This is a genomic window from Burkholderia sp. S-53, from assembly GCF_025560745.1.
Taxonomy (GTDB): Bacteria; Pseudomonadota; Gammaproteobacteria; order Burkholderiales; family Burkholderiaceae; genus Burkholderia; species Burkholderia pyrrocinia.
On sequence record NZ_CP090483.1, the window covers coordinates 798947 to 815867 of the forward strand.

Annotated in this window: 19 protein-coding genes, 1 tRNA gene and 1 riboswitch; of the genes, 11 read left to right on the forward strand and 9 right to left on the reverse strand. The window is 66.9% G+C overall.

Going from position 1 to position 16921, the window contains the following annotated elements:
- The first annotated feature begins 72 nt into the window (after positions 1-72).
- The 8 genes from LXM88_RS08710 to LXM88_RS08745 all read left to right on the forward strand — a co-directional run bounded on the left by LXM88_RS08710 (position 73) and on the right by LXM88_RS08745 (position 7299).
- On the forward strand, positions 73-1020 hold the full coding sequence (locus tag LXM88_RS08710) for a cupin domain-containing protein (protein ID WP_262541098.1): 948 nt from the start codon (positions 73-75) through the stop codon (positions 1018-1020).
- A gap of 103 nt (positions 1021-1123) precedes the next feature.
- Positions 1124-1567: an inner membrane protein YiaA gene (yiaA, locus tag LXM88_RS08715; RefSeq protein WP_262541100.1), complete on the forward strand. Its 444-nt coding sequence runs from the start codon at positions 1124-1126 to the stop codon at positions 1565-1567.
- A gap of 139 nt (positions 1568-1706) precedes the next feature.
- Positions 1707-2774: a glycosyltransferase gene (locus LXM88_RS08720; protein WP_262541102.1), complete on the forward strand. Its 1068-nt coding sequence runs from the start codon at positions 1707-1709 to the stop codon at positions 2772-2774.
- Between the two features lie 50 nt (positions 2775-2824).
- Positions 2825-3841 carry a hypothetical protein gene (locus tag LXM88_RS08725; protein WP_262541104.1) on the forward strand — a complete coding sequence of 339 codons (1017 nt, stop codon included), beginning with the start codon at positions 2825-2827 and terminating at the stop codon, positions 3839-3841.
- On the forward strand, positions 3838-4587 hold the full coding sequence (locus LXM88_RS08730) for a hypothetical protein (RefSeq protein ID WP_262541106.1): 750 nt from the start codon (positions 3838-3840) through the stop codon (positions 4585-4587). Before LXM88_RS08725 ends, LXM88_RS08730 begins: the two co-directional genes overlap by 4 nt.
- Entirely contained in the window at positions 4584-5741 is a 1158-nt protein-coding gene (locus LXM88_RS08735) for a hypothetical protein (protein ID WP_262541109.1), read from the forward strand. The genes LXM88_RS08730 and LXM88_RS08735 overlap by 4 nt, the downstream gene beginning before the upstream one ends.
- A complete protein-coding gene (locus LXM88_RS08740; protein ID WP_262541111.1) occupies positions 5738-6355 on the forward strand; it encodes a phosphatase PAP2 family protein in 618 nt (205 codons plus the stop codon). Before LXM88_RS08735 ends, LXM88_RS08740 begins: the two co-directional genes overlap by 4 nt.
- Positions 6352-7299, forward strand: coding sequence for a fatty acid desaturase family protein (locus tag LXM88_RS08745; protein ID WP_262541113.1), 948 nt, complete (start codon positions 6352-6354; stop codon positions 7297-7299). Before LXM88_RS08740 ends, LXM88_RS08745 begins: the two co-directional genes overlap by 4 nt.
- A 185-nt stretch (positions 7300-7484) precedes the next feature.
- Here the strand turns inward: LXM88_RS08745 and LXM88_RS08750 are convergent.
- The 9 genes from LXM88_RS08750 to ydfG all read right to left on the reverse strand — a co-directional run bounded on the left by LXM88_RS08750 (position 7485) and on the right by ydfG (position 14046).
- A tRNA-Lys gene (locus LXM88_RS08750) sits at positions 7485-7561 on the reverse strand.
- Between the two features lie 129 nt (positions 7562-7690).
- Entirely contained in the window at positions 7691-8440 is a 750-nt protein-coding gene (gene ybgF / locus LXM88_RS08755; RefSeq protein ID WP_262541114.1) for a tol-pal system protein YbgF, read from the reverse strand.
- Positions 8441-8459: 19 nt separating this feature from the next.
- Positions 8460-8969: a peptidoglycan-associated lipoprotein Pal gene (gene pal / locus LXM88_RS08760; protein WP_034182820.1), complete on the reverse strand. Its 510-nt coding sequence runs from the start codon at positions 8967-8969 to the stop codon at positions 8460-8462.
- A 17-nt stretch (positions 8970-8986) separates the two neighbouring features.
- Positions 8987-10282: a Tol-Pal system beta propeller repeat protein TolB gene (tolB, locus tag LXM88_RS08765; RefSeq protein ID WP_096472561.1), complete on the reverse strand. Its 1296-nt coding sequence runs from the start codon at positions 10280-10282 to the stop codon at positions 8987-8989.
- A 111-nt stretch (positions 10283-10393) separates the two neighbouring features.
- Positions 10394-11440 carry a cell envelope integrity protein TolA gene (gene tolA / locus LXM88_RS08770; RefSeq protein WP_262541119.1) on the reverse strand — a complete coding sequence of 349 codons (1047 nt, stop codon included), beginning with the start codon at positions 11438-11440 and terminating at the stop codon, positions 10394-10396.
- On the reverse strand, positions 11437-11886 hold the full coding sequence (gene tolR / locus LXM88_RS08775; protein ID WP_031399575.1) for a protein TolR: 450 nt from the start codon (positions 11884-11886) through the stop codon (positions 11437-11439). Before tolR ends, tolA begins: the two co-directional genes overlap by 4 nt.
- A 10-nt stretch (positions 11887-11896) precedes the next feature.
- A complete protein-coding gene (gene tolQ / locus LXM88_RS08780; RefSeq protein ID WP_034182824.1) occupies positions 11897-12574 on the reverse strand; it encodes a protein TolQ in 678 nt (225 codons plus the stop codon).
- 130 nt (positions 12575-12704) lie between these two features.
- Entirely contained in the window at positions 12705-13190 is a 486-nt protein-coding gene (ybgC, locus tag LXM88_RS08785; protein WP_262541125.1) for a tol-pal system-associated acyl-CoA thioesterase, read from the reverse strand.
- 109 nt (positions 13191-13299) lie between these two features.
- Positions 13300-14046, reverse strand: a complete 747-nt coding sequence (ydfG, locus tag LXM88_RS08790) for a bifunctional NADP-dependent 3-hydroxy acid dehydrogenase/3-hydroxypropionate dehydrogenase YdfG (RefSeq protein ID WP_262541127.1) — start codon at positions 14044-14046, stop codon at positions 13300-13302.
- 180 nt (positions 14047-14226) lie between these two features.
- Positions 14227-14327, forward strand: a riboswitch (ZMP/ZTP riboswitch).
- 137 nt (positions 14328-14464) lie between these two features.
- On the opposite strand from ydfG, the gene glyA reads away from it, so the two are divergent.
- The 3 genes from glyA (at position 14465) to LXM88_RS08805 (ending at position 16912) form a co-directional block, all read left to right on the forward strand.
- The gene (gene glyA, locus LXM88_RS08795) at positions 14465-15712 is read left to right on the forward strand and encodes a serine hydroxymethyltransferase (protein WP_047899919.1); all 1248 of its coding nucleotides are present in this window, start codon (positions 14465-14467) and stop codon (positions 15710-15712) included.
- Positions 15713-15715: 3 nt separating this feature from the next.
- The gene (gene nrdR / locus LXM88_RS08800; protein ID WP_006476792.1) at positions 15716-16195 is read left to right on the forward strand and encodes a transcriptional regulator NrdR; all 480 of its coding nucleotides are present in this window, start codon (positions 15716-15718) and stop codon (positions 16193-16195) included.
- A gap of 153 nt (positions 16196-16348) precedes the next feature.
- A complete protein-coding gene (locus tag LXM88_RS08805) occupies positions 16349-16912 on the forward strand; it encodes a GspH/FimT family pseudopilin (RefSeq protein ID WP_262541151.1) in 564 nt (187 codons plus the stop codon).
- Positions 16913-16921: the final 9 nt, after the last annotated feature.

Below are 16921 nucleotides of genomic sequence, written 5' to 3' on the forward strand. Positions count from 1 at the left end.
GCAGGGCTATTCTGATCGCTCGCGATGAGGGTTTCGATACGCTAGAGTGTCAATTTTTAGCGCGATCGTCTCATGGATGCGTTGAGTCAACTGCTGTCGCTGGGCCGTAGCCATGTCGAACTCGACGTGCGCTGCCTGCTCGACGGGCCGTTCGCGATGCCGCACGACCCGTTGCCGCCCGGCGAGGCGGCGTTCCACCTGCTGCTGGCCGGAACGTGCCGGCTGCGTACCGCCGACGGGCGCACGCTGCAGCTCGCCGACGGCGATTTCGTGCTGCTGCCCGCCGGCAGCGCGCACGACCTGCTCGATGCGGGGGCCGGCCGCTCGCGGCCGGTCGCACCGCTGCGCGAATCGGGCACCGCCGGCGGCGCGGTGCTGCCGGTCAAGTCGAATCTCGATGCGGCCGAACCGGGCAGCGCGAGCGTGGACCTGCTCTGCGGACGTTTCGTCTATGCGCGCGGCGCCGGCGAACTGCTGATGCGCACGCTGCCGCAGGTGCTGCACGTCGGGTTGCGCGAGGTGTCGGGGTTCGCGCCGCTGCAACTGCTGACGAGCGTGCTGCGCACCGAAGCGTCGAATGTGCAGCCGGGCGGCGGCGCGATCGTGAACGCGCTCGGCCAGGCGCTGCTCGCGTATGCGTTGCGCGCCTACGGCCGCGACGCGCGCGTGCCGTCCGGCTGGCTCGCGCTCGCAGCCGATACGCGGCTCGGCCCGTCGGTCCAGGCCGTGCTGCAGGCGCCGGAGCAGCCGTGGACGGTCGAGTCGCTCGGCGACGCAGCGGCGATGTCGCGCGCGACGTATGCGCGGCATTTCCGCGAGAAGGCCGGGATGAGCGTCGGCGCGTTCGTCGCGCAGATCCGGATGATGCACGCCTGCGCGCTGCTGCAGGACACGCAGCGCGGCCAGGCGGAGATTGGCCAGGCGGTCGGCTATCAGTCCGAGGCGGCCTTCGGCAAGGCGTTTCGCGCGGTGCTCGGCACGACGCCCGGGCGCTGGCGGCGCGCGCAGCGCGCAATGTAAGACTGCAAGCGCGACCGTCTTGGCGTGCGCCAAAGCTGCTACCATGCGCGAAACGCAGTTCAACGAAAACGATTTCGAACAAGAAGAAAGAGAGGGCAAAGCAATGAACCAGACCACCATCCAGCAGCCGTCGTTCGCGTTCGTGGCCGCATCGTGGGCCGCGCTGCTCGCCGGCTTCGCGGCATTCCTGATCGGACTCTGGAACGCCGGCATGCAGCTCAACGAGAAGGGCTACTACTTCACCGTGCTGGTGTTCGGCCTCTATGCGGCGATCTCGCTGCAGAAAAGCGTCCGCGACCGCGCGGAAGGCATTCCCGTCACGGGCATCTATTACGGCCTCAGCTGGATCGCGCTGCTGCTGTCGATCGCGCTGCTGGTCGTCGGCCTCTTCAACGCAACGCTGCAGTTGAGCGAGAAGGGCTTCTACGCGATGTCGTTCGTGCTCGCGCTGTTCGGCGCGGTGGCCGTGCAGAAGAACACGCGCGACCTGCAGAGCGCGAAGCCGCGCTTTACCGACTCCGATTCCGCGTCGTCCGTCCAGGAGTGACGGCACGCGAGGCGGGCGCCCACGGGGCCGCCCGTTTCGCGACGAAGGCCGTGGGCGAACCGCATTCGCCGGTACGCTGCGGACTCCCCGCCGATTCGTTTCATCCATGCCGGTGCGCATGACGATGGAGAAATTCAGGATGCCAGACATCACAGAAGAAACCGCTCCGCGCACGCGCGCGGCCGCCAGTTCCGTGGCCGCGAGGGCCGCGCTCGTGCTGGAGACGAACAACCTGCGCGGCGGCGCCGGCCTTGCTCAGGCCGTCGACAGCCTGAAGCGCCTCGTGTCGGCGCTGTCGAAGCAGACCGTGCCGCCGGCGGCACTCGCGCAATGGATCATCACGCACGACGGCCTGCCTGCCGATGCGTGCGCGCAGATCGCCGCGCTGGCCGGCCGCCCGATCGATTTCGTCGAGATCGGCGCGAGCACCGGCTACTACGATGCGAAGAACGATGGGTTCGACCGCGTCGACGCGGAGCGCTGCGACATCGTCGTGTTCGGCGATGCCGATTGCCGGCCGGCCGACGACTGGCTCGAGCACCTGCTCGCGCCGTTTGCACGCGACGCGGGCGATGCGCCCGTCGCGGTGGCGGGGCGCACCAGCTATGCGCCGAACGTGCTCGGCATCGCGCTGACGTCGATCGATTTCATGTATTTCCCGAGCCCGCTGCGCGACGGCGCGACGTGTAACTTCTACGCGAACAACGTTGCGTTCCGGCGCGACGTGTTCGCGCAATTCCGCTACGAGCCGCTCGATGGCGTCTATCGCGCGCATTGCCAGGTGATGGGGCTGCGGATGCAGGCTGCCGGCGTGGCCATCGAATTCGCGCCGGACGCCCACACCGAGCATCGGCTGCCGGACACGCATCGCGAATCGCTGAAGCTGCGCTGGATGCGCGGCGAGGACAGCGTCGCGCTGACGCCGTATCTCGTGAACGCGTATCTGCCGCGCAACTGGCAGTGGTTCGGACGCAGCGGCCCGCTCGGCCCGTTCTGCGTGATGGCGATGCGACTCGGCTACAGCCTGCGCGCGCTCAATCGCCAGCAGCTGCCGCGGCTCGGCGCCGCCCGCTATCTCGCGGCGGTCGGCGTCACGATCGTCGCGTCCGGCGTCGATACGCTCGGCGCGATCGCGCGCGGTTGCGGTCTCACCGGGCGCGCATCGGCCCGGCGCGATCTCGAAGCGCTGTCCTATCACCGTCATTGACGCGGTGCCGCCACGACCGCCGACACCCTGCATCCATCCCGACGACGACCATGCCCTCACTCGCCACCCGTGTTGCCTGCCTCGCCCTGTTTGCCGCCAGCGCCGGCGCCCATGCCGCGCCGGTCGATCACGCGGGGCGCGGGATCGTCCACTTCGCGTCGCAAAGCGGCTGCCCGTTTGCGAGCGCGGCCGCGACGGACTGCAATCGCGTCGCGCTCGATGCGTCCGACGTTCACGCGAGCATCGATACCGACGCACACGCGGTCGTTTTCTCGAGCGATGCGAATCGCCGCACGAAGGACGTGCTCGGCGACGTGCTGTTGCAGGGCACGGGCGTCGACGGCGACGGCCGGCGCGTGCCGTTGAGCGTGCACGTGCTGCTGCGTCGCGATGGCGCGAAGTGGGATCGCGACGTGTACGTTCATGCGCCCGTGCGCGGCAAGTTCACCGATGTCCGGATCGATCCTTATCGTGTGCGGGTGAAGGAGGGCGACGGCGAGCGCGACATGCTCACGCCGGATGAAACGCTTGCGCTGTTCGCGCATCCGTCGCTGGCATCGCGGCTCGCGCGCCATCTCGTGAAGGTGAGCGCGAGCGATCCGAAGCAGCCGTCGGCGGACGACATCACGATCGCGCTCGGCGTCGGCGGCCTGACGAAGTCGGTCGCGCGCGCGAGCTTCACGTCGAACGCACCGCACGATGCCGACGTCGATCGCGCGCTCGCGTCCGGCACGTGGTCGATCCGTTTCGATGTGCTGAGCAATCACATTCCGGTGTGGGTCGCGCAGCGCGAGCTGTTCCTGTTCGGTCTCGACGGCAGTGCACTCGTGAAGGACGTGCGCGAGCGCGGCTTCAGGAAGAACGACCGGATCGAATTCGGCGCGCGCGACGGCAACGGCTATCTGCGCGTGAACGGCCACGAGGAGGCATTCGCGGGCGCGGCCGCATCCGCGCATGCGTTCATGCAGGAAAGCTTCGTCGGCCTGATCCTCGGCTGGCGTCGCGATTCGGCTGCTGCTGCGGCGGCCGCGACGAAATCAGCGTCTGCACGAGGCGTGCCCGCATGACCTCGGCGCGGGAACTGCCCGCTTCGCCGCAGGCGTCGCACGGCGAGCGCTTCGACTGTCTCGATGCGCCCGTGCCGCGCGGCGTGGCGCGGGCACGTGCCTATCTCGTCGATCGCATCAAGCGGGCGGCGCTCCGGCGGCTGCATCGCAGCCCGCATGGCGAGCGCTGGCTGTTGCGCATGTACCTGATCGGCGAAGAAGCGACCGAGTGTGCGCTGCACGAGGACTGGACCGAACAGCCTTCGGGCTGGCTCGCGCTGCGGCTCGAGCAGCACCTCGCGGACGAACGACGTCACGCGAGCGCGTTTGCCGACGCGCTGCGCGTGCGCGGTGTCGCGGCTTCGACGGAGCCGCACGAACCCGACTGGCTGACCCGGCGCAAGATCATGCGATGGCGTCGGCTCGCGCAGCGTTACGCGCCGAAATTCGCGCAAGGAGTGATGGTGCCGTTCTATGCGACGGCCCTGTGCGCGGAGCAAATGGCGATGCGCGTGCTCGCGCGCCACTGCGCGACGATCGGCGAAGCGCATCCGCTGTATCCGCTGCTCGCACGCGTGCTCGCCGACGAAACGCGGCACGTCCGGCTCTGCTCGGACACGCTGCGCCGTCTCGTTGCGCCGTCCGAGGTTGCGCATCTCGCCGCGTTGCTGGACCAGATCCGTGCGATCGAAGCCGGTTTCAGCGTGACGTGGTCGCTGGCTATGTACGCGGTCGGCTGGGTCCAGGCACTGCGGCCGCGCGCATGATGCCGCGCATCGTCTATCTCGCGACGGCCGACGCGCGCGGCCACCTGATGCGTGCGCAACTGCTCGTGCATGCGTTGCGCGCGGCCGGTGCGCAGGTCGACGTGCTGACGACGTCCGATGCGGGGCAGGCATTCCTGTCGGCATTCGGCATCGACGCGGCCGTGCTGTCCCGTCACTACGCGGTGCAGTTCGACGAACGGCAGAACATGCTGCGCGACGCGACCGATCGCAACGTCGCGCACTACGTGTTCCGGCCGACGCGCATGCTGCGCGACATCGCGCGGCTGCGCGCGTTCGTCCGCGATGCCGATCTCGTGATCAACGACTCGTTTCATCCGGCGCTGCTGTTCATGGGCGCGGTGCCGGGCTGGCGGCGTCGCATCGTTCACGTGTATGGCGGCAGTCTCCGCCGCGCGTTGACCGCGAACTTCGACGAGCGGCTGCCGCGCGCGCTGGCGCGTACTTTCGCGCGGATCGTCGACTGGCAGATCGATTCGGCGCTGGGCTGCATCGAGCACGATTTCGCGTACGACGTCCCCGACGATGCACCGCGCTCGCACCTGCATTGCCGGCTGCCGACGCCGGTGCCGGTCGCCGCCGAACTGCCGGCTTCGGAACCGGCTGCCGCGGCCATTTATCTGAACCCGCACTTTCGCGATGTCGCGATTGCCGATGCGCTGTCGGCCGGCATGCGCGACGCGGGGCTCGCCACGCACCGCGTGGGCGAGGGTTACGCCGGGCACGACGGCTGGACCGGCATCGACGCGGACTGGCCGACGCGCGCCGCACATGCGCCGCTGATCGTATCGGCGCCCGGCATGGCCGCGCTGTCGATCGCGCGCGTGTATCGCCGTCCGATCCTGCTCGTGCTGACCGATCAGCCCGAGCAGGCGAGCAACGCCGCGCGCGCGGCACGGCTGCAACTCGTGCACCGCGTCGTCACGTGGCGCGGCGATGCGGCCGCGTTCCGGCACGAAGTCGGGCAGGCCGCAACCGAGCTGATGTGCAATCCCGGCACACCGGCGGGAACGATCGCCGGTCGCGAGCATGCGCGTGCACGTGTGAATGCATGGACGTCGCGTGTCCTCGCGTTGCGCCCGCGGGCGCAGGCGATCGACGCCGATACGCGATGCGAGGCGCCGGCGCCGCGATGAACACGTTGTCGTTTCGCGACGAGCGCCGGCTCGATATCCGGCAGATGCTGGCCGCGACGTTCGGCATGGTAGCCGGCCTTGCGATCTTCCTTTTGCTGGAGCGCGGCGTCACGCCGCGCTATGTGTTCGCCACGGCGATCGATGCGCGGATTCCGTTCATCGCGTGGTCGTGGGCCATCTATGTCGGCTTCTTTCCGTTCGTGATTGCGCTTGCCGCGTATGCACGGCCATCCGCGTTCGCCGCGTTCAAGCAGGCCGTGCTGATCGCATTCGTGCTCGGTATCGTGTCCTTCCTGCTGTTTCCGGAAGCGGTGCCGAGGCCGGATGTCGCGGAGATCGGCAATGCGTTCGTGCGCCAACGTCTTGCGCGCATGTGGCAGCTCGATTTCGCGGCCAACGGTTTTCCGAGCCTGCACGTCGCGGTGACGTGCCTCGCCTGCCGGATGCTCGCGGACCGGCGCCGGATCGCGGCAACGGCGATCGGGTTGCTGATCTGTGGGTCGACGTTGACGCTCAAGCAGCACACGGTTGCCGACGTGCTGGGCGGCGTGGCGCTCGCGATGGCCAGCGCGCTGTGGGTCGAGCGCCGTTCGCTGCACAGGAGGCTCGCGTGACGGATGCCCAGGTTCATCACGCCGGATCGAACGCCGAGCTCGCGCGGTTCGTGCCCGATCCCGCACTGTTTCGCGTGAACGCGTCGCGCATCGGCGCGGCGCTGGCAGGCGACTGGCTGATGATTGCCGCCGCGTTCGCGGTTGCGATCGCATTCCCGCATCCGCTCGTGTACGCGCTAGCGGCGATCGTGATCGCGCGCAGCCAGCTTGCGCTCGCGGTGATGATGCACGAAGGCGCGCACGGGTTGCTGGCACGGAACCGGCGCGTCAACGACGCGCTCGGTCAGTTGTTCGCGGCCGGCCCGCTGTGGCTGTCGCTGCGCACGTATCGCGCGGGCCATCTGAAGCATCATCGCGCGCCGATGCAGTCGGACGATCCCGTCGCGCTGCTGTTCGGCGTTCACGACTATCCGGTGACACGCGGGCGGCTGTTCGGCCGGCTGCTCGCCTACGCGTGCGGGATCGGCTACGTGACGAGCATCGTGAAGCTCGCGCGCGGCGAGTTTGCGCATGCGTTGCCGAAAGTCGGCAAGTCGCGCGCGTATGCGGCGTGGGAAGTCGCATCGATGCTGGCCGGCAACGGCGTGCTGTTCGGCGCGCTGGCGCTGGCCGGACATCCGCTGCTGTACATCGGGTTGTGGATCGTGCCATCCGTCACGCTGTTGCCGCTCGCCGGGCAGGTGCGCGCGATCTTCGAGCACGCGGGGCTGCCGGCTTGCGACGACCAGAGCCGCAACGCGCGCACGATCGTCCGGCGTTCGTGGCAGACGTTCCTGTTCGGCCCGCACGCGATCCACTTCCATATCGAACATCATCTGTACACGCGGATGCCGTTCCATAACCTGTCGGTCGTGCACCGGCAGCTCGCGCAGCAGCGGTTGCTGCCCGATGGCAACCTGTATGCGGGATACGGTGCGGTGTTGCGCGACGTGAGCGTGCGCTGACTTGAAGGCGGGGGATCGTGCGGTTGCGTGCGCCGGAGCGGCGACGGCGGAGGAGCGGGCAAGGATGCCGGATGCTTGCGCACGCAATCGGAGAGGAAGTGGAAAATTCGAGGCCGACACGGCAGGAGGCAGACGCAAAAAAGCCTCCACGCGGGAGGCTTCAATTGCAACTATCAAAAGATAGATGGTAGGGTGGGAGGGACTCGAACCCTCGACTCTCTGATTAAAAGTCAGATACTCTAACCAACTGAGTTACCACCCCACGTCCTCAAAAACTGCTCGAGAACAAAAAAACGGCTTCAGGCTGTAGCTGATGCGGCTTGGCTAGCGACCCAAAGAGCAAAAAATTATAGCGACGGATTATCGGCCTGTCAACAATCCGCCACGATAATTATTTGATCGTTTCGAGCTTGCCTTGCGCCGTCTGCGCCGCGTTCGACCCGGCGTATTGCGACACCACCTGCTCGAACGTCTTCTTCGCGGCCGCCTTCTGGCCTTGTTCGAGCTGGTTCGTACCGATCGCCACGAGGGCGTCTGCCGCGCGCGGATGCTGCGGGTACTTGCTCACGATCCCTTGCCACGTCGCAGTCGAACCGCGGTAATCGCGCAGCGCGTATTGCGCATTGCCGAGCCAGTACTGCGCGGTCGGCTGGTAGGGGCTCTGCGGATACTTCGCGATGAAGCTGCGGAACGAAGCCGCCGCCGCCTTGAAGTTGCCGTTGCGGAACTGCTGCTGCGCCGCGCTGAGCGCATCCGTTTCACCCGGCTGCACGGTGCCTTCGACACCGTCGATCGTCGCCTGCTGCGGCTCGAACTTCTTGAGCCGCGTGTCGAGATCCTGGTAGTACTCCTTCTGCTGCCGCTCGAGCGTCGTCAGCCGGTTCGTCAGGTCCTCGTTCTCGCCGCGCAGCGTCGCGACCTGCTGGTTAAGCTGGTCGAGACGGCCGGATTGATCGAGGATCGTACGCTGGGCGGCGGACAACTGGCTCGTCAGGTTGTCGGTCTTGCTGCGCAGGTCGAGCACGGCGCGGCGCGCTTCGTTGTCGTCGAACACGCCGGCGTGCGCCGGCGCGGCCGACCACGCCGCGCCGACGACGCAGAAAGCTGCGGCTGCGCGCAGCCAGGTTACACGGTGCGTCATACGGCGATTCATCCGTTACTTACTGTTGGTAGACGAGGTCGGCGCGACGGTTCTGCGCCCACGATGCTTCGTCGTGACCCGTTGCCTGCGGCTTTTCCTTGCCGAGGCTCACGGCTTCCATCTGCGAATCGTTCACGCCGAGCAGTGCCATTGCGCGACGGACGGCTTCCGCACGCTTCTGGCCCAGCGCGAGGTTGTACTCGCTCGTGCCGCGTTCGTCGGTGTTGCCCTGGATCAGCACGTGGCGCTGCGGGTGGCTCTTCAGGTACTGGGCGTGCTGCTGCATCAGCGGCTGGTACTCGTCCTTCACCGAATAGCTGTCGAAGTCGAAGTAGATGCTGCGCTTCGCGAGCGGGCTGTTCGGGTCGTTCAGCGGATCGACGTTCACTTGCGCGACGTTGTCGGCGCTCGGTTGCGTGCTGACTGCACCCGCGTTTGCCTTGTCGTCGAGCTTCACGCCCGACTTGCACGCTGCGAGCGCGCTGATCATCATCACGGCCAGGGCCAGACGAGCCTTATTCGACATCATGGTTACTCTCCTTGTGGTCATTGCATGAAGGGCCCCCACGACGGCTCACGAACGGAGCCGCCCTGGACGGACAGGATTTGCGGCGGCGCGCTGCCGTCGGAGGGCACTGCAGCCAGAACGTTGCGACCACCCGACTGGGTAGCGTACAGAAGGTACTGGCCGTTTGCCGCGAAGCTCGGCGATTCGTCGCGATTCGTATTCGTGATGGCGTTCGCCGCGCCGGATTGCAGATCCTGAACGTACAGCTTGAAGCCCCCACCGGTGCGGGAGATGTAGGCCAGCAGCTTGCCGTCCGGGCTCACTCGCGGGCTCGTGTTGTAGCTGCCGGTGAACGTCACGCGCTGCGCGGCACCGGCGCTTTCGCCCTGTGCGGGCATCCGGTAGATTTGCGGCGCGCCGCCGCGATCGCTGGTGAAGTAGATCCAGCGGCCGTCCGGCGAGTAGAACGGCTCGGTGTCGATCGAGCTGCTCTGCGTCAGACGGCGCAGGCCGCCGCCGGTCGAGTTGACCGTATAGATTTGCGTATTGCCCGTGAGCGACAGCGCGACGGCGAGCGTGTTGCTGTCCGGCGACCAGGCCGGCGCACTGTTGTTGCCCTTCTGGTCGGAGACGATGTAGCGGCGGCCGGTCGGCAGGTCGTGGATGTAGACGATCGGCTTCTTGCGCTCGAACGACACGTACGCGACCTTCGTGCCGTTCGGCGACCAGGCCGGCGAGATGATCGGCTCGGTGCTCGACAGCGCGATACGCGGGTTCTGGCCGTCCGAATCCGAAATCTGCAGCTGGTAGCGGTTGCCGGTCTTGATCACGTACGACAGGCGCGTGGCGAATACGCCGCGCACACCGAGCAGCTTCTGGTAGATGTAGTCGGCGATCTTGTGGCCGGCCGTGCGCAGCGTGGTGTCGGTGGCCGTCAGCGACAGGCCGCCGAGGCTTTGCTGCTTCACGGTGTCGTACAGGATGAAGTTGACCTTGTACTGGCCGTTCGCCTCGCGGTTCACGCTGCCGGCGACGAACGCGTTCGCGCCCTTGGCCTTCCATGCGCCGAGATCGACCGATGCGGTCTCGGGCACGGGCGTGCTGCCCGCGTCGATGTTGGTGAATTTGCCGCTGCGGGCGAGGTCGCTGCGGACGATCGACGTGACCTGCTGCGGCAGGCCTGCCTCGTTCGCGAAATTCGCGGTGGCGATGGGGAACTGGGTCGAACCGACACCGGTGATCAGCACGTTGACCTGGGCGTTAGCGGCGCTGCCCGCCGCAATCAGACACGAGGCCACGAGTGCCCTGAAACCTAGCTTTGTCATCAAACTCATGCTTCTTGATTCCCGTATGACTTGGATCGCTGCGCAACCGCAGAGAGACAGTAAAAATACCCGATTCGTTCCCGCCTGACAGCGACGCCCGGAGTGTAAGCGTATTTCCTTTCACTCCGCCGCCTTGAAGGTAATCGTAATGTCCGACGGGGTACGACCGTTAGAATCGGGCGGCAACGGGACCGATGCGTGGATCGCACTGACCACGGCTTGATCCCACCCCGAATTCCCGCTGGAGCGGGAGACCGATGCGCTCAATACGTCACCGGATGGCGTGCACCGAATCTTGACGACGGTGGTCAGGCCTGCTCGCTCGCCGCCCCAAACGATGTTCGGCTTGACGCGGCGGCGCACCTTGTCGGCATAGCCGGGCGTTGCGGCATTGCCGCCGGAGCCCGTGCCCGTGCCGCTCTTCGCAAGGCCTTCGCCGCCGCCTTCGCCGGCGCCGGACAGGCCCTGCATCTGCGCGAGGCGCGCGCTGCGTTCGCGGTCGAGCTTCGCGTTCGCCGCCGCCTCGGCCTTTGCGCGCGCCGTGGCTTCGGCCTTCGCCTTGGCCTGGGCTTCCGCCTTTGCCTTCGCGGCCGCGTCGGACTTCGCCTTCGCCGCCTGCTGCGCTTCGAGCTGCGCCTGCTTCTGCTGCTGGAGTTTCTGCTGTTCGAGCTTCTGCTGCTCGGCGAGCTGCTGTTGCTTGAGCCTGTCGGCCTGCTTCTGCCTGTCGCGTTCCGCGGCCTTCTGCGCGGCGAGCGCGGCAGCCTGCGCGGCGACCTGCGCGCGCCGGGCGTCTTCTTCCTGCTGGGCCTTCAGTTGCTGCGCGCGGCGCTGCTGCTCGAGCAGCGCTTCGCGCGCGGCCGCTTCCTGCTGCCGCTTCTTCTGCTGCAGCGCGATGTCGGCCTGCTCGTCACGCACCGGAGGAGGGGGCGGCGCGACCTTCGCGGGCGGCGTCACGACGGGCCGCGGCGCGGCGACGTCGGGCACCTCGGTCCACAGCTCGGCTTCGGCGCCGGCCGGCGTGCTGTTCTGCCACTGCACGCCGTGATAGAGAAACAGTGCGAGCAGCACGTGCATCAGCGCGGCGAGCGCGAATGCGCGCCAGGTGCCGCGCTCGCGGGGAGGCCGAGGCGGATAGCCGGTGCTGCGCGTGGATTGCTGCCGGTTCATTGCGATTTGACGAGGAGACCGACGCGCTTGACGCCGCGCGCCTTCAGATCCGACATCACGGTCATGACCGCATCGTACTGCACGGTCTTGTCGGCCGCGATCACGACCGGCTGGTCGGGATGATCGGCCTGCCGGGCCGCGATGAAGCTGTCGAGCTCGGCCTTCGTCATCGTGTCTTCCTGGGTCGCGCCCGAGTCGCCCTTGTACTTGACGCTCATCGTGCGGTCGGCCTTGATGTTGACGACGACAGGGGGTGTCTGCTCCTGCGGCGCGGCATTGCCGACGGTCGGCAGGTTGATGATCGACGGAGCGACGAGCGGTGCGGTGACCATGAAGATCACGAGCAGCACCAGCATCACGTCGATGTACGGCACGACGTTGATGTCGGCCATTGCGCGGCGCGAGCGGCCGCCGCGCATGCTGGATCGGATGGGGCTTCCTGCCATGGCGCGCTCCTTACTGGGCCTGACGCTGCAGGATGTTCGAGAACTCTTCGATGAAGGTCTCGAAGCGGATCGCGAGGCGGTCGATGTCGTGCGCGTAGCGGTTGTACGCGACCACTGCCGGAATCGCGGCGAACAGGCCGATCGCGGTGGCGACGAGCGCCTCGGCGATGCCCGGCGCGACGTTCGCGAGCGTTGCCTGCTGTACGTTCGCGAGGCCGCGGAACGAGTTCATGATCCCCCAGACCGTGCCGAACAGACCGATGTACGGGCTGACCGAACCGACCGATGCGAGGAACGCGAGGTTCGCTTCGAGCACGTCCATTTCACGCTGGAACGACGCGCGCATCGCGCGGCGCGCACCGTCGAGCACGAGGCCCGGATCGCTGAGGCGCTTTTCCTTCGCCTTCAGGAATTCTCGCATCCCCGATTCGAAGATCCGCTCGAGCGCGCCGATCGTGTGGCGGTTGTTGGCTGCGCTCTGGTACAGCGCCTGCAGGTCGCCGCCCGACCAGAAATCCCTCTCGAAGCGTTCGGTCTGCGCGCGTGCGCGGCGGATCGCAAACCACTTGCGGAAGATGAAGGTCCACGACATCAGCGACAGCAGCAGCAGCAGCCCCATCACGGCCTGGGCCAGCACGCTCGCGTTGAGGACGAGGGAAATGATCGACAGGTCTTGAGAAGTGTTCATAGAGGTTTGAGTAACGTCCCTTCGGGGCGCCCGGTATGCGTGCGGCGCGGCGCGCCGGCCATGCCTGGCGCCGAACCTTGCTTAGTATCGAATCAGGAAGGCAAGTTCATAGGCTTTGTCTAAACGGCGCTCATGCGAGCTTCGTTGACAGTACAGTCTGCCCGGCGTCGATGACGGGCCCGCGGTGCAGCGCGTCGAGCACGGCCGGCGGGATGGCCGCGGGCCGGATACCGTTACGGTCGACGCAGCCGAGGCGGATATGTCCGGCCACGAGCAGCGTGTCGCCACACCAGGCTTCCTGCGCGAATTCCACCGATGCGCGGCCGATGCGTCCGGGCCGGCTCATGATCGCCAGCGTGTCGTCGAGTCGCGCCGGCGCGCGGTAGTCGAGCGACGTGCTGCGGACGATGAAGATCGCGCCGGTGTCGTCGGCGAGCTGGCGCTGGTCGATGCCGCAGGCGCGAAGCCACTCGGTGCGGGCGCGCTCGAAGAACTTCAGGTAGTTGGCATAGAAGACGATGCCGCCTGCATCGGTATCCTCGTAGTACACGCGCACCGGCCAGGTAAAGCCGGAACGCGCTTCCGGGGAGCGGGTTGGCTGAGTCATGGCGCGCATTCTACCGGAACGCAGGAGCCGGATTCGTAACCGTTTCGTAACGGAATGTAGTATGACGTAGCACGCCGCGGGCCGGCCCGACGGCCGGGCCGCGGCTGCGCGCGAGGTGTCAGCCGCGATGGATCGTGAGGCCGGCCGGGGCCTGGGCGACCGGCATCATCTCGATCGTGTTGATGTTCACGTGCGCCGGGCGCGTCGCGATCCAGTAGATCGTGTCGGCGATGTCCTCGGACGTGAGCGGCTGGACGTTCTGGTAGACGTTCGCCGCCTTCGCGTCGTCGCCGCGGAAGCGGACGTTCGAGAATTCCGTGCCGCCGCACAGGCCCGGCTCGATGTCGGTCACGCGCACCGGCGTGCCGATCAGGTCGGCGCGCAGGTTCAGGCTGAATTGTCGGACAAAAGCCTTGGTTGCGCCGTATACGTTCCCGCCCGGATACGGATAAATGCCGGCAACCGAACCGAGATTGAAGATATGGCCGCGGCCGCGCTCGATCATGCCCGGCAGCAGCGCGTGCGTGACGGTCACGAGGCCCGAGCAGTTCGTGTCGATCATGGTCTGCCATTCGTCGAGGCTGGCCTTGTGGGCCGGCTCGACGCCGAGCGCGAGGCCAGCGTTGTTGACGAGCACGTCGAGCGCCGCGAATTCGGCGGGAAGGGCGGCCGGCACGGCTTCGACGGCCGCGCGGTCGCGCACGTCGAGCTCGAGCGGCAGAAGCGCATCGCCGAGTTCGGCGGCGAGCGCATCGAGACGATCCTTGCGGCGCGCGGTCGCGACGACGCGGTGGCCTCCTTTGACGAAGGCACGGGCGATGGCGGCGCCGAAGCCGGCGGACGCGCCTGTGACGAACACGATCATTGCTGCTCCTGGTCGGTGACAAACTAGCGGGTGGTATCCCGCAAGCCTACTGAGATTGCCGCACCGCGGCAAGGCGGCAAAGCGTTTCGGCACGGGCGCGTAGAGTCTGGCCCCAATTGCTTTCGGCGGACTGCCGTGCGGTTGCCTATTCATGACGCATCCAATACACTAACGCGCTCATCACCCCTGCGTGACTGGCGATAGAACCCTTCGGGTTCAAGGTGGAGCATCCCACCGTGAAGCGCGGGGCGCCGTTTTTGCCGTTCGCCTGGGCAGCCGTTGTGTGCCGTCGCGTGCATCGCCGGTGGCTGTCCTGCCTCGCGTCATACGGATTCTTCCGCCACGTCGAGCTGGTCCCGCCAGCCACGCACCGTACACGGCCACTCCGGTCAACCTGTACACACTTAACGGAAACCGTATGTTTGACAGAGCCCAAAGCACCATCGCGAACGTCGATCCCGAAGTCTTTGCAGCGATCGAGCAGGAAAACCGCCGCCAGGAAGATCACATCGAGCTGATCGCGTCGGAAAACTACACGAGCCCGGCCGTGATGGCCGCACAAGGCTCGCAGCTCACGAACAAGTACGCGGAAGGTTATCCGGGCAAGCGCTACTACGGCGGCTGCGAGTACGTCGACGTCGTCGAGCAACTGGCGATCGACCGCGTGAAGCAACTGTTCGGCGCGGAAGCCGCGAACGTGCAGCCGAACTCGGGTTCGCAAGCGAACCAGGGCGTGTTCTTCGCGATGCTCAAGCCGGGCGACACGATCATGGGCATGAGCCTCGCGCACGGTGGTCACCTGACGCACGGCTCGCCGGTGAACATGTCGGGCAAGTGGTTCAACGTCGTGAGCTACGGCCTGAACGAGAACGAAGACATCGACTACGACGCGGCCGAGAAGCTTGCGCAGGAACACAAGCCGAAGCTGATCGTCGCGGGCGCATCGGCGTTCTCGCTGAAGATCGATTTCGAACGTCTGGCGAAGATCGCGAAGTCGGTGGGCGCGTACCTGATGGTCGACATGGCGCACTACGCGGGCCTGATCGCGGCCGGCGTGTACCCGAACCCGGTGCCGCACGCGGATTTCGTGACGACGACCACGCACAAGAGCCTGCGCGGCCCGCGCGGCGGCGTGATCCTGATGAAGTCCGAGTACGAGAAGCCGATCAACTCGGCAATCTTCCCGGGCATCCAGGGCGGCCCGCTGATGCACGTGATCGCGGCGAAGGCGGTGGCGTTCAAGGAAGCGCTGTCGCCGGAGTTCAAGGCGTACCAGGAAAAGGTGGTCGAGAACGCACGCGTGCTGGCTGAAACGCTGGTGAAGCGCGGGCTGCGGATCGTGTCGGGCCGCACCGAAAGCCACGTGATGCTGGTCGACCTGCGCGCGAAGAACATCACGGGCAAGGCAGCGGAAGCGGCGCTCGGCGCGGCGCACATCACGGTGAACAAGAACGCGATCCCGAACGACCCGGAAAAGCCGTTCGTGACGAGCGGCGTGCGCCTGGGCTCGCCGGCGATGACGACGCGCGGCTTCGGGCCGGCGGAAGCGGAGCAGGTGGGCAACCTGATCGCCGACGTGCTGGAGAACCCGGAAGATGCAGCGACGATCGAGCGCGTGCGCGTACAGGTCGCCGAGCTGACCAAGCGCTTCCCGGTCTATCGCTGATCGATGCGCTGCCCGTTCTGCCGGCATGACGACACGCAGGTCGTTGACTCGCGCGTGTCCGAAGATGGCGCCGCGATTCGGCGGCGCCGTCGCTGCTCGGCTTGCGACAAGCGTTTCACGACGTACGAGCGGGTCGAGCTGTCCCTGCCGTTCGTCGTGAAGAAGGACGGCAGCCGCACGGAATTCGACCGTCGCAAGATCGTCGCCAGCATGCAACTCGCGCTGCGCAAGCGGCCGGTTGCTGCCGACGCGATCGACGCGGCGGTCGCCCGCATCGAATATCAACTGCTCGCGACAGGCGAGCGTGAAGTGCGTAGCGAGAAGCTCGGCGAACTCGTGATGAACGAGTTGCGCGGCCTCGATACGATCGCCTATGTCCGCTTCGCATCGGTGTATCGCCGGTTCGAGGACGTTTCCGAATTTGCCGACGTGATCGAAGAGTTCCGTCGCGCCTCCCCCGCCAAGACCCCGCGTAAGCGCTGACGCGCTGCGTTCGTTCATCGTCTTCTCCGTTGGTTCAGTTCGCGCCGATTGTGTCGGTCGCGATCGCATGTCGCCAGTCGGCCGTTCGGCAAATGGCGTGCGTCCGCACGCGCCGCTACAGTCGTCGCATCACCTTGGCGGAGGACGACTGCGATGGGACTGCGCTATCCATCCTTGAAAAAAGCAGTGCGACGCTCGAGCGGGTTCACGCTCGTCGAGCTGATGGTCGCAATCGCGCTGGCGGCCGGGCTCGCGCTCCATGCGGCGCCCGCGTTCGAGCAGTGGCGCATGCGCGAACGCGTGGATGCGCGCTCGCTTGCGTTGCTCGGAGCGCTGTCGTTTGCGCGTACCGAGGCGGCACGTCTCGGCGTGCGCGTCACGCTGTGTCGGGCCGGGAACGACGGCACCTGTCTGCGCGCCGGCGAGCGGTGCGATCCGGCCGAATGGTCATGCGACTGGCTCGTCAGCGGGCAATTCGATGGGCAGTCGCGCGTGCTGCGACGCTATCCGCGCGATACCGAAGTGGCCGTCGCGGGCGCTGCGCACGATCTGGCTTTTGCACCGCCGGTCGGTCAGGCGATCGGCGGAATCCGGCGGTTCGAGTTGCGTCCGCGACGCGGCCCGTCCGGAGCCGACGACGCACGGGCGTCGCGTTGCGTGCGGATGGCGGCGGGCGGCCGCGCGCGCGTTGTCGCCGGCCGTTGCGATGCGGCGTGATGGCCATGC

Bases quoted from the DNA above. Each gene is read 5' to 3' on its own strand.
- tolQ (WP_034182824.1), bottom strand. From the start codon at position 12,574: ATGAACACTTCTCAAGACCTGTCGATCATTTCCCTCGTCCTCAACGCG.
- tolB (WP_096472561.1), bottom strand. From the start codon at position 10,282: ATGAGTTTGATGACAAAGCTAGGTTTCAGGGCACTCGTGGCCTCGTGT.
- tolA (WP_262541119.1), bottom strand. From the start codon at position 11,440: ATGAACCGGCAGCAATCCACGCGCAGCACCGGCTATCCGCCTCGGCCT.
- LXM88_RS08740 (WP_262541111.1), top strand. From the start codon at position 5,738: ATGAACACGTTGTCGTTTCGCGACGAGCGCCGGCTCGATATCCGGCAG.
- ybgF (WP_262541114.1), bottom strand. From the start codon at position 8,440: ATGACGCACCGTGTAACCTGGCTGCGCGCAGCCGCAGCTTTCTGCGTC.
- ydfG (WP_262541127.1), bottom strand. From the start codon at position 14,046: ATGATCGTGTTCGTCACAGGCGCGTCCGCCGGCTTCGGCGCCGCCATC.
- LXM88_RS08720 (WP_262541102.1), top strand. From the start codon at position 1,707: ATGCCAGACATCACAGAAGAAACCGCTCCGCGCACGCGCGCGGCCGCC.
- LXM88_RS08730 (WP_262541106.1), top strand. From the start codon at position 3,838: ATGACCTCGGCGCGGGAACTGCCCGCTTCGCCGCAGGCGTCGCACGGC.
- tolR (WP_031399575.1), bottom strand. From the start codon at position 11,886: ATGGCAGGAAGCCCCATCCGATCCAGCATGCGCGGCGGCCGCTCGCGC.
- glyA (WP_047899919.1), top strand. From the start codon at position 14,465: ATGTTTGACAGAGCCCAAAGCACCATCGCGAACGTCGATCCCGAAGTC.
- LXM88_RS08735 (WP_262541109.1), top strand. From the start codon at position 4,584: ATGATGCCGCGCATCGTCTATCTCGCGACGGCCGACGCGCGCGGCCAC.
- ybgC (WP_262541125.1), bottom strand. From the start codon at position 13,190: ATGCGCGCCATGACTCAGCCAACCCGCTCCCCGGAAGCGCGTTCCGGC.
- nrdR (WP_006476792.1), top strand. From the start codon at position 15,716: ATGCGCTGCCCGTTCTGCCGGCATGACGACACGCAGGTCGTTGACTCG.
- LXM88_RS08805 (WP_262541151.1), top strand. From the start codon at position 16,349: ATGGGACTGCGCTATCCATCCTTGAAAAAAGCAGTGCGACGCTCGAGC.
- LXM88_RS08725 (WP_262541104.1), top strand. From the start codon at position 2,825: ATGCCCTCACTCGCCACCCGTGTTGCCTGCCTCGCCCTGTTTGCCGCC.
- yiaA (WP_262541100.1), top strand. From the start codon at position 1,124: ATGAACCAGACCACCATCCAGCAGCCGTCGTTCGCGTTCGTGGCCGCA.
- LXM88_RS08710 (WP_262541098.1), top strand. From the start codon at position 73: ATGGATGCGTTGAGTCAACTGCTGTCGCTGGGCCGTAGCCATGTCGAA.
- pal (WP_034182820.1), bottom strand. From the start codon at position 8,969: ATGATGTCGAATAAGGCTCGTCTGGCCCTGGCCGTGATGATGATCAGC.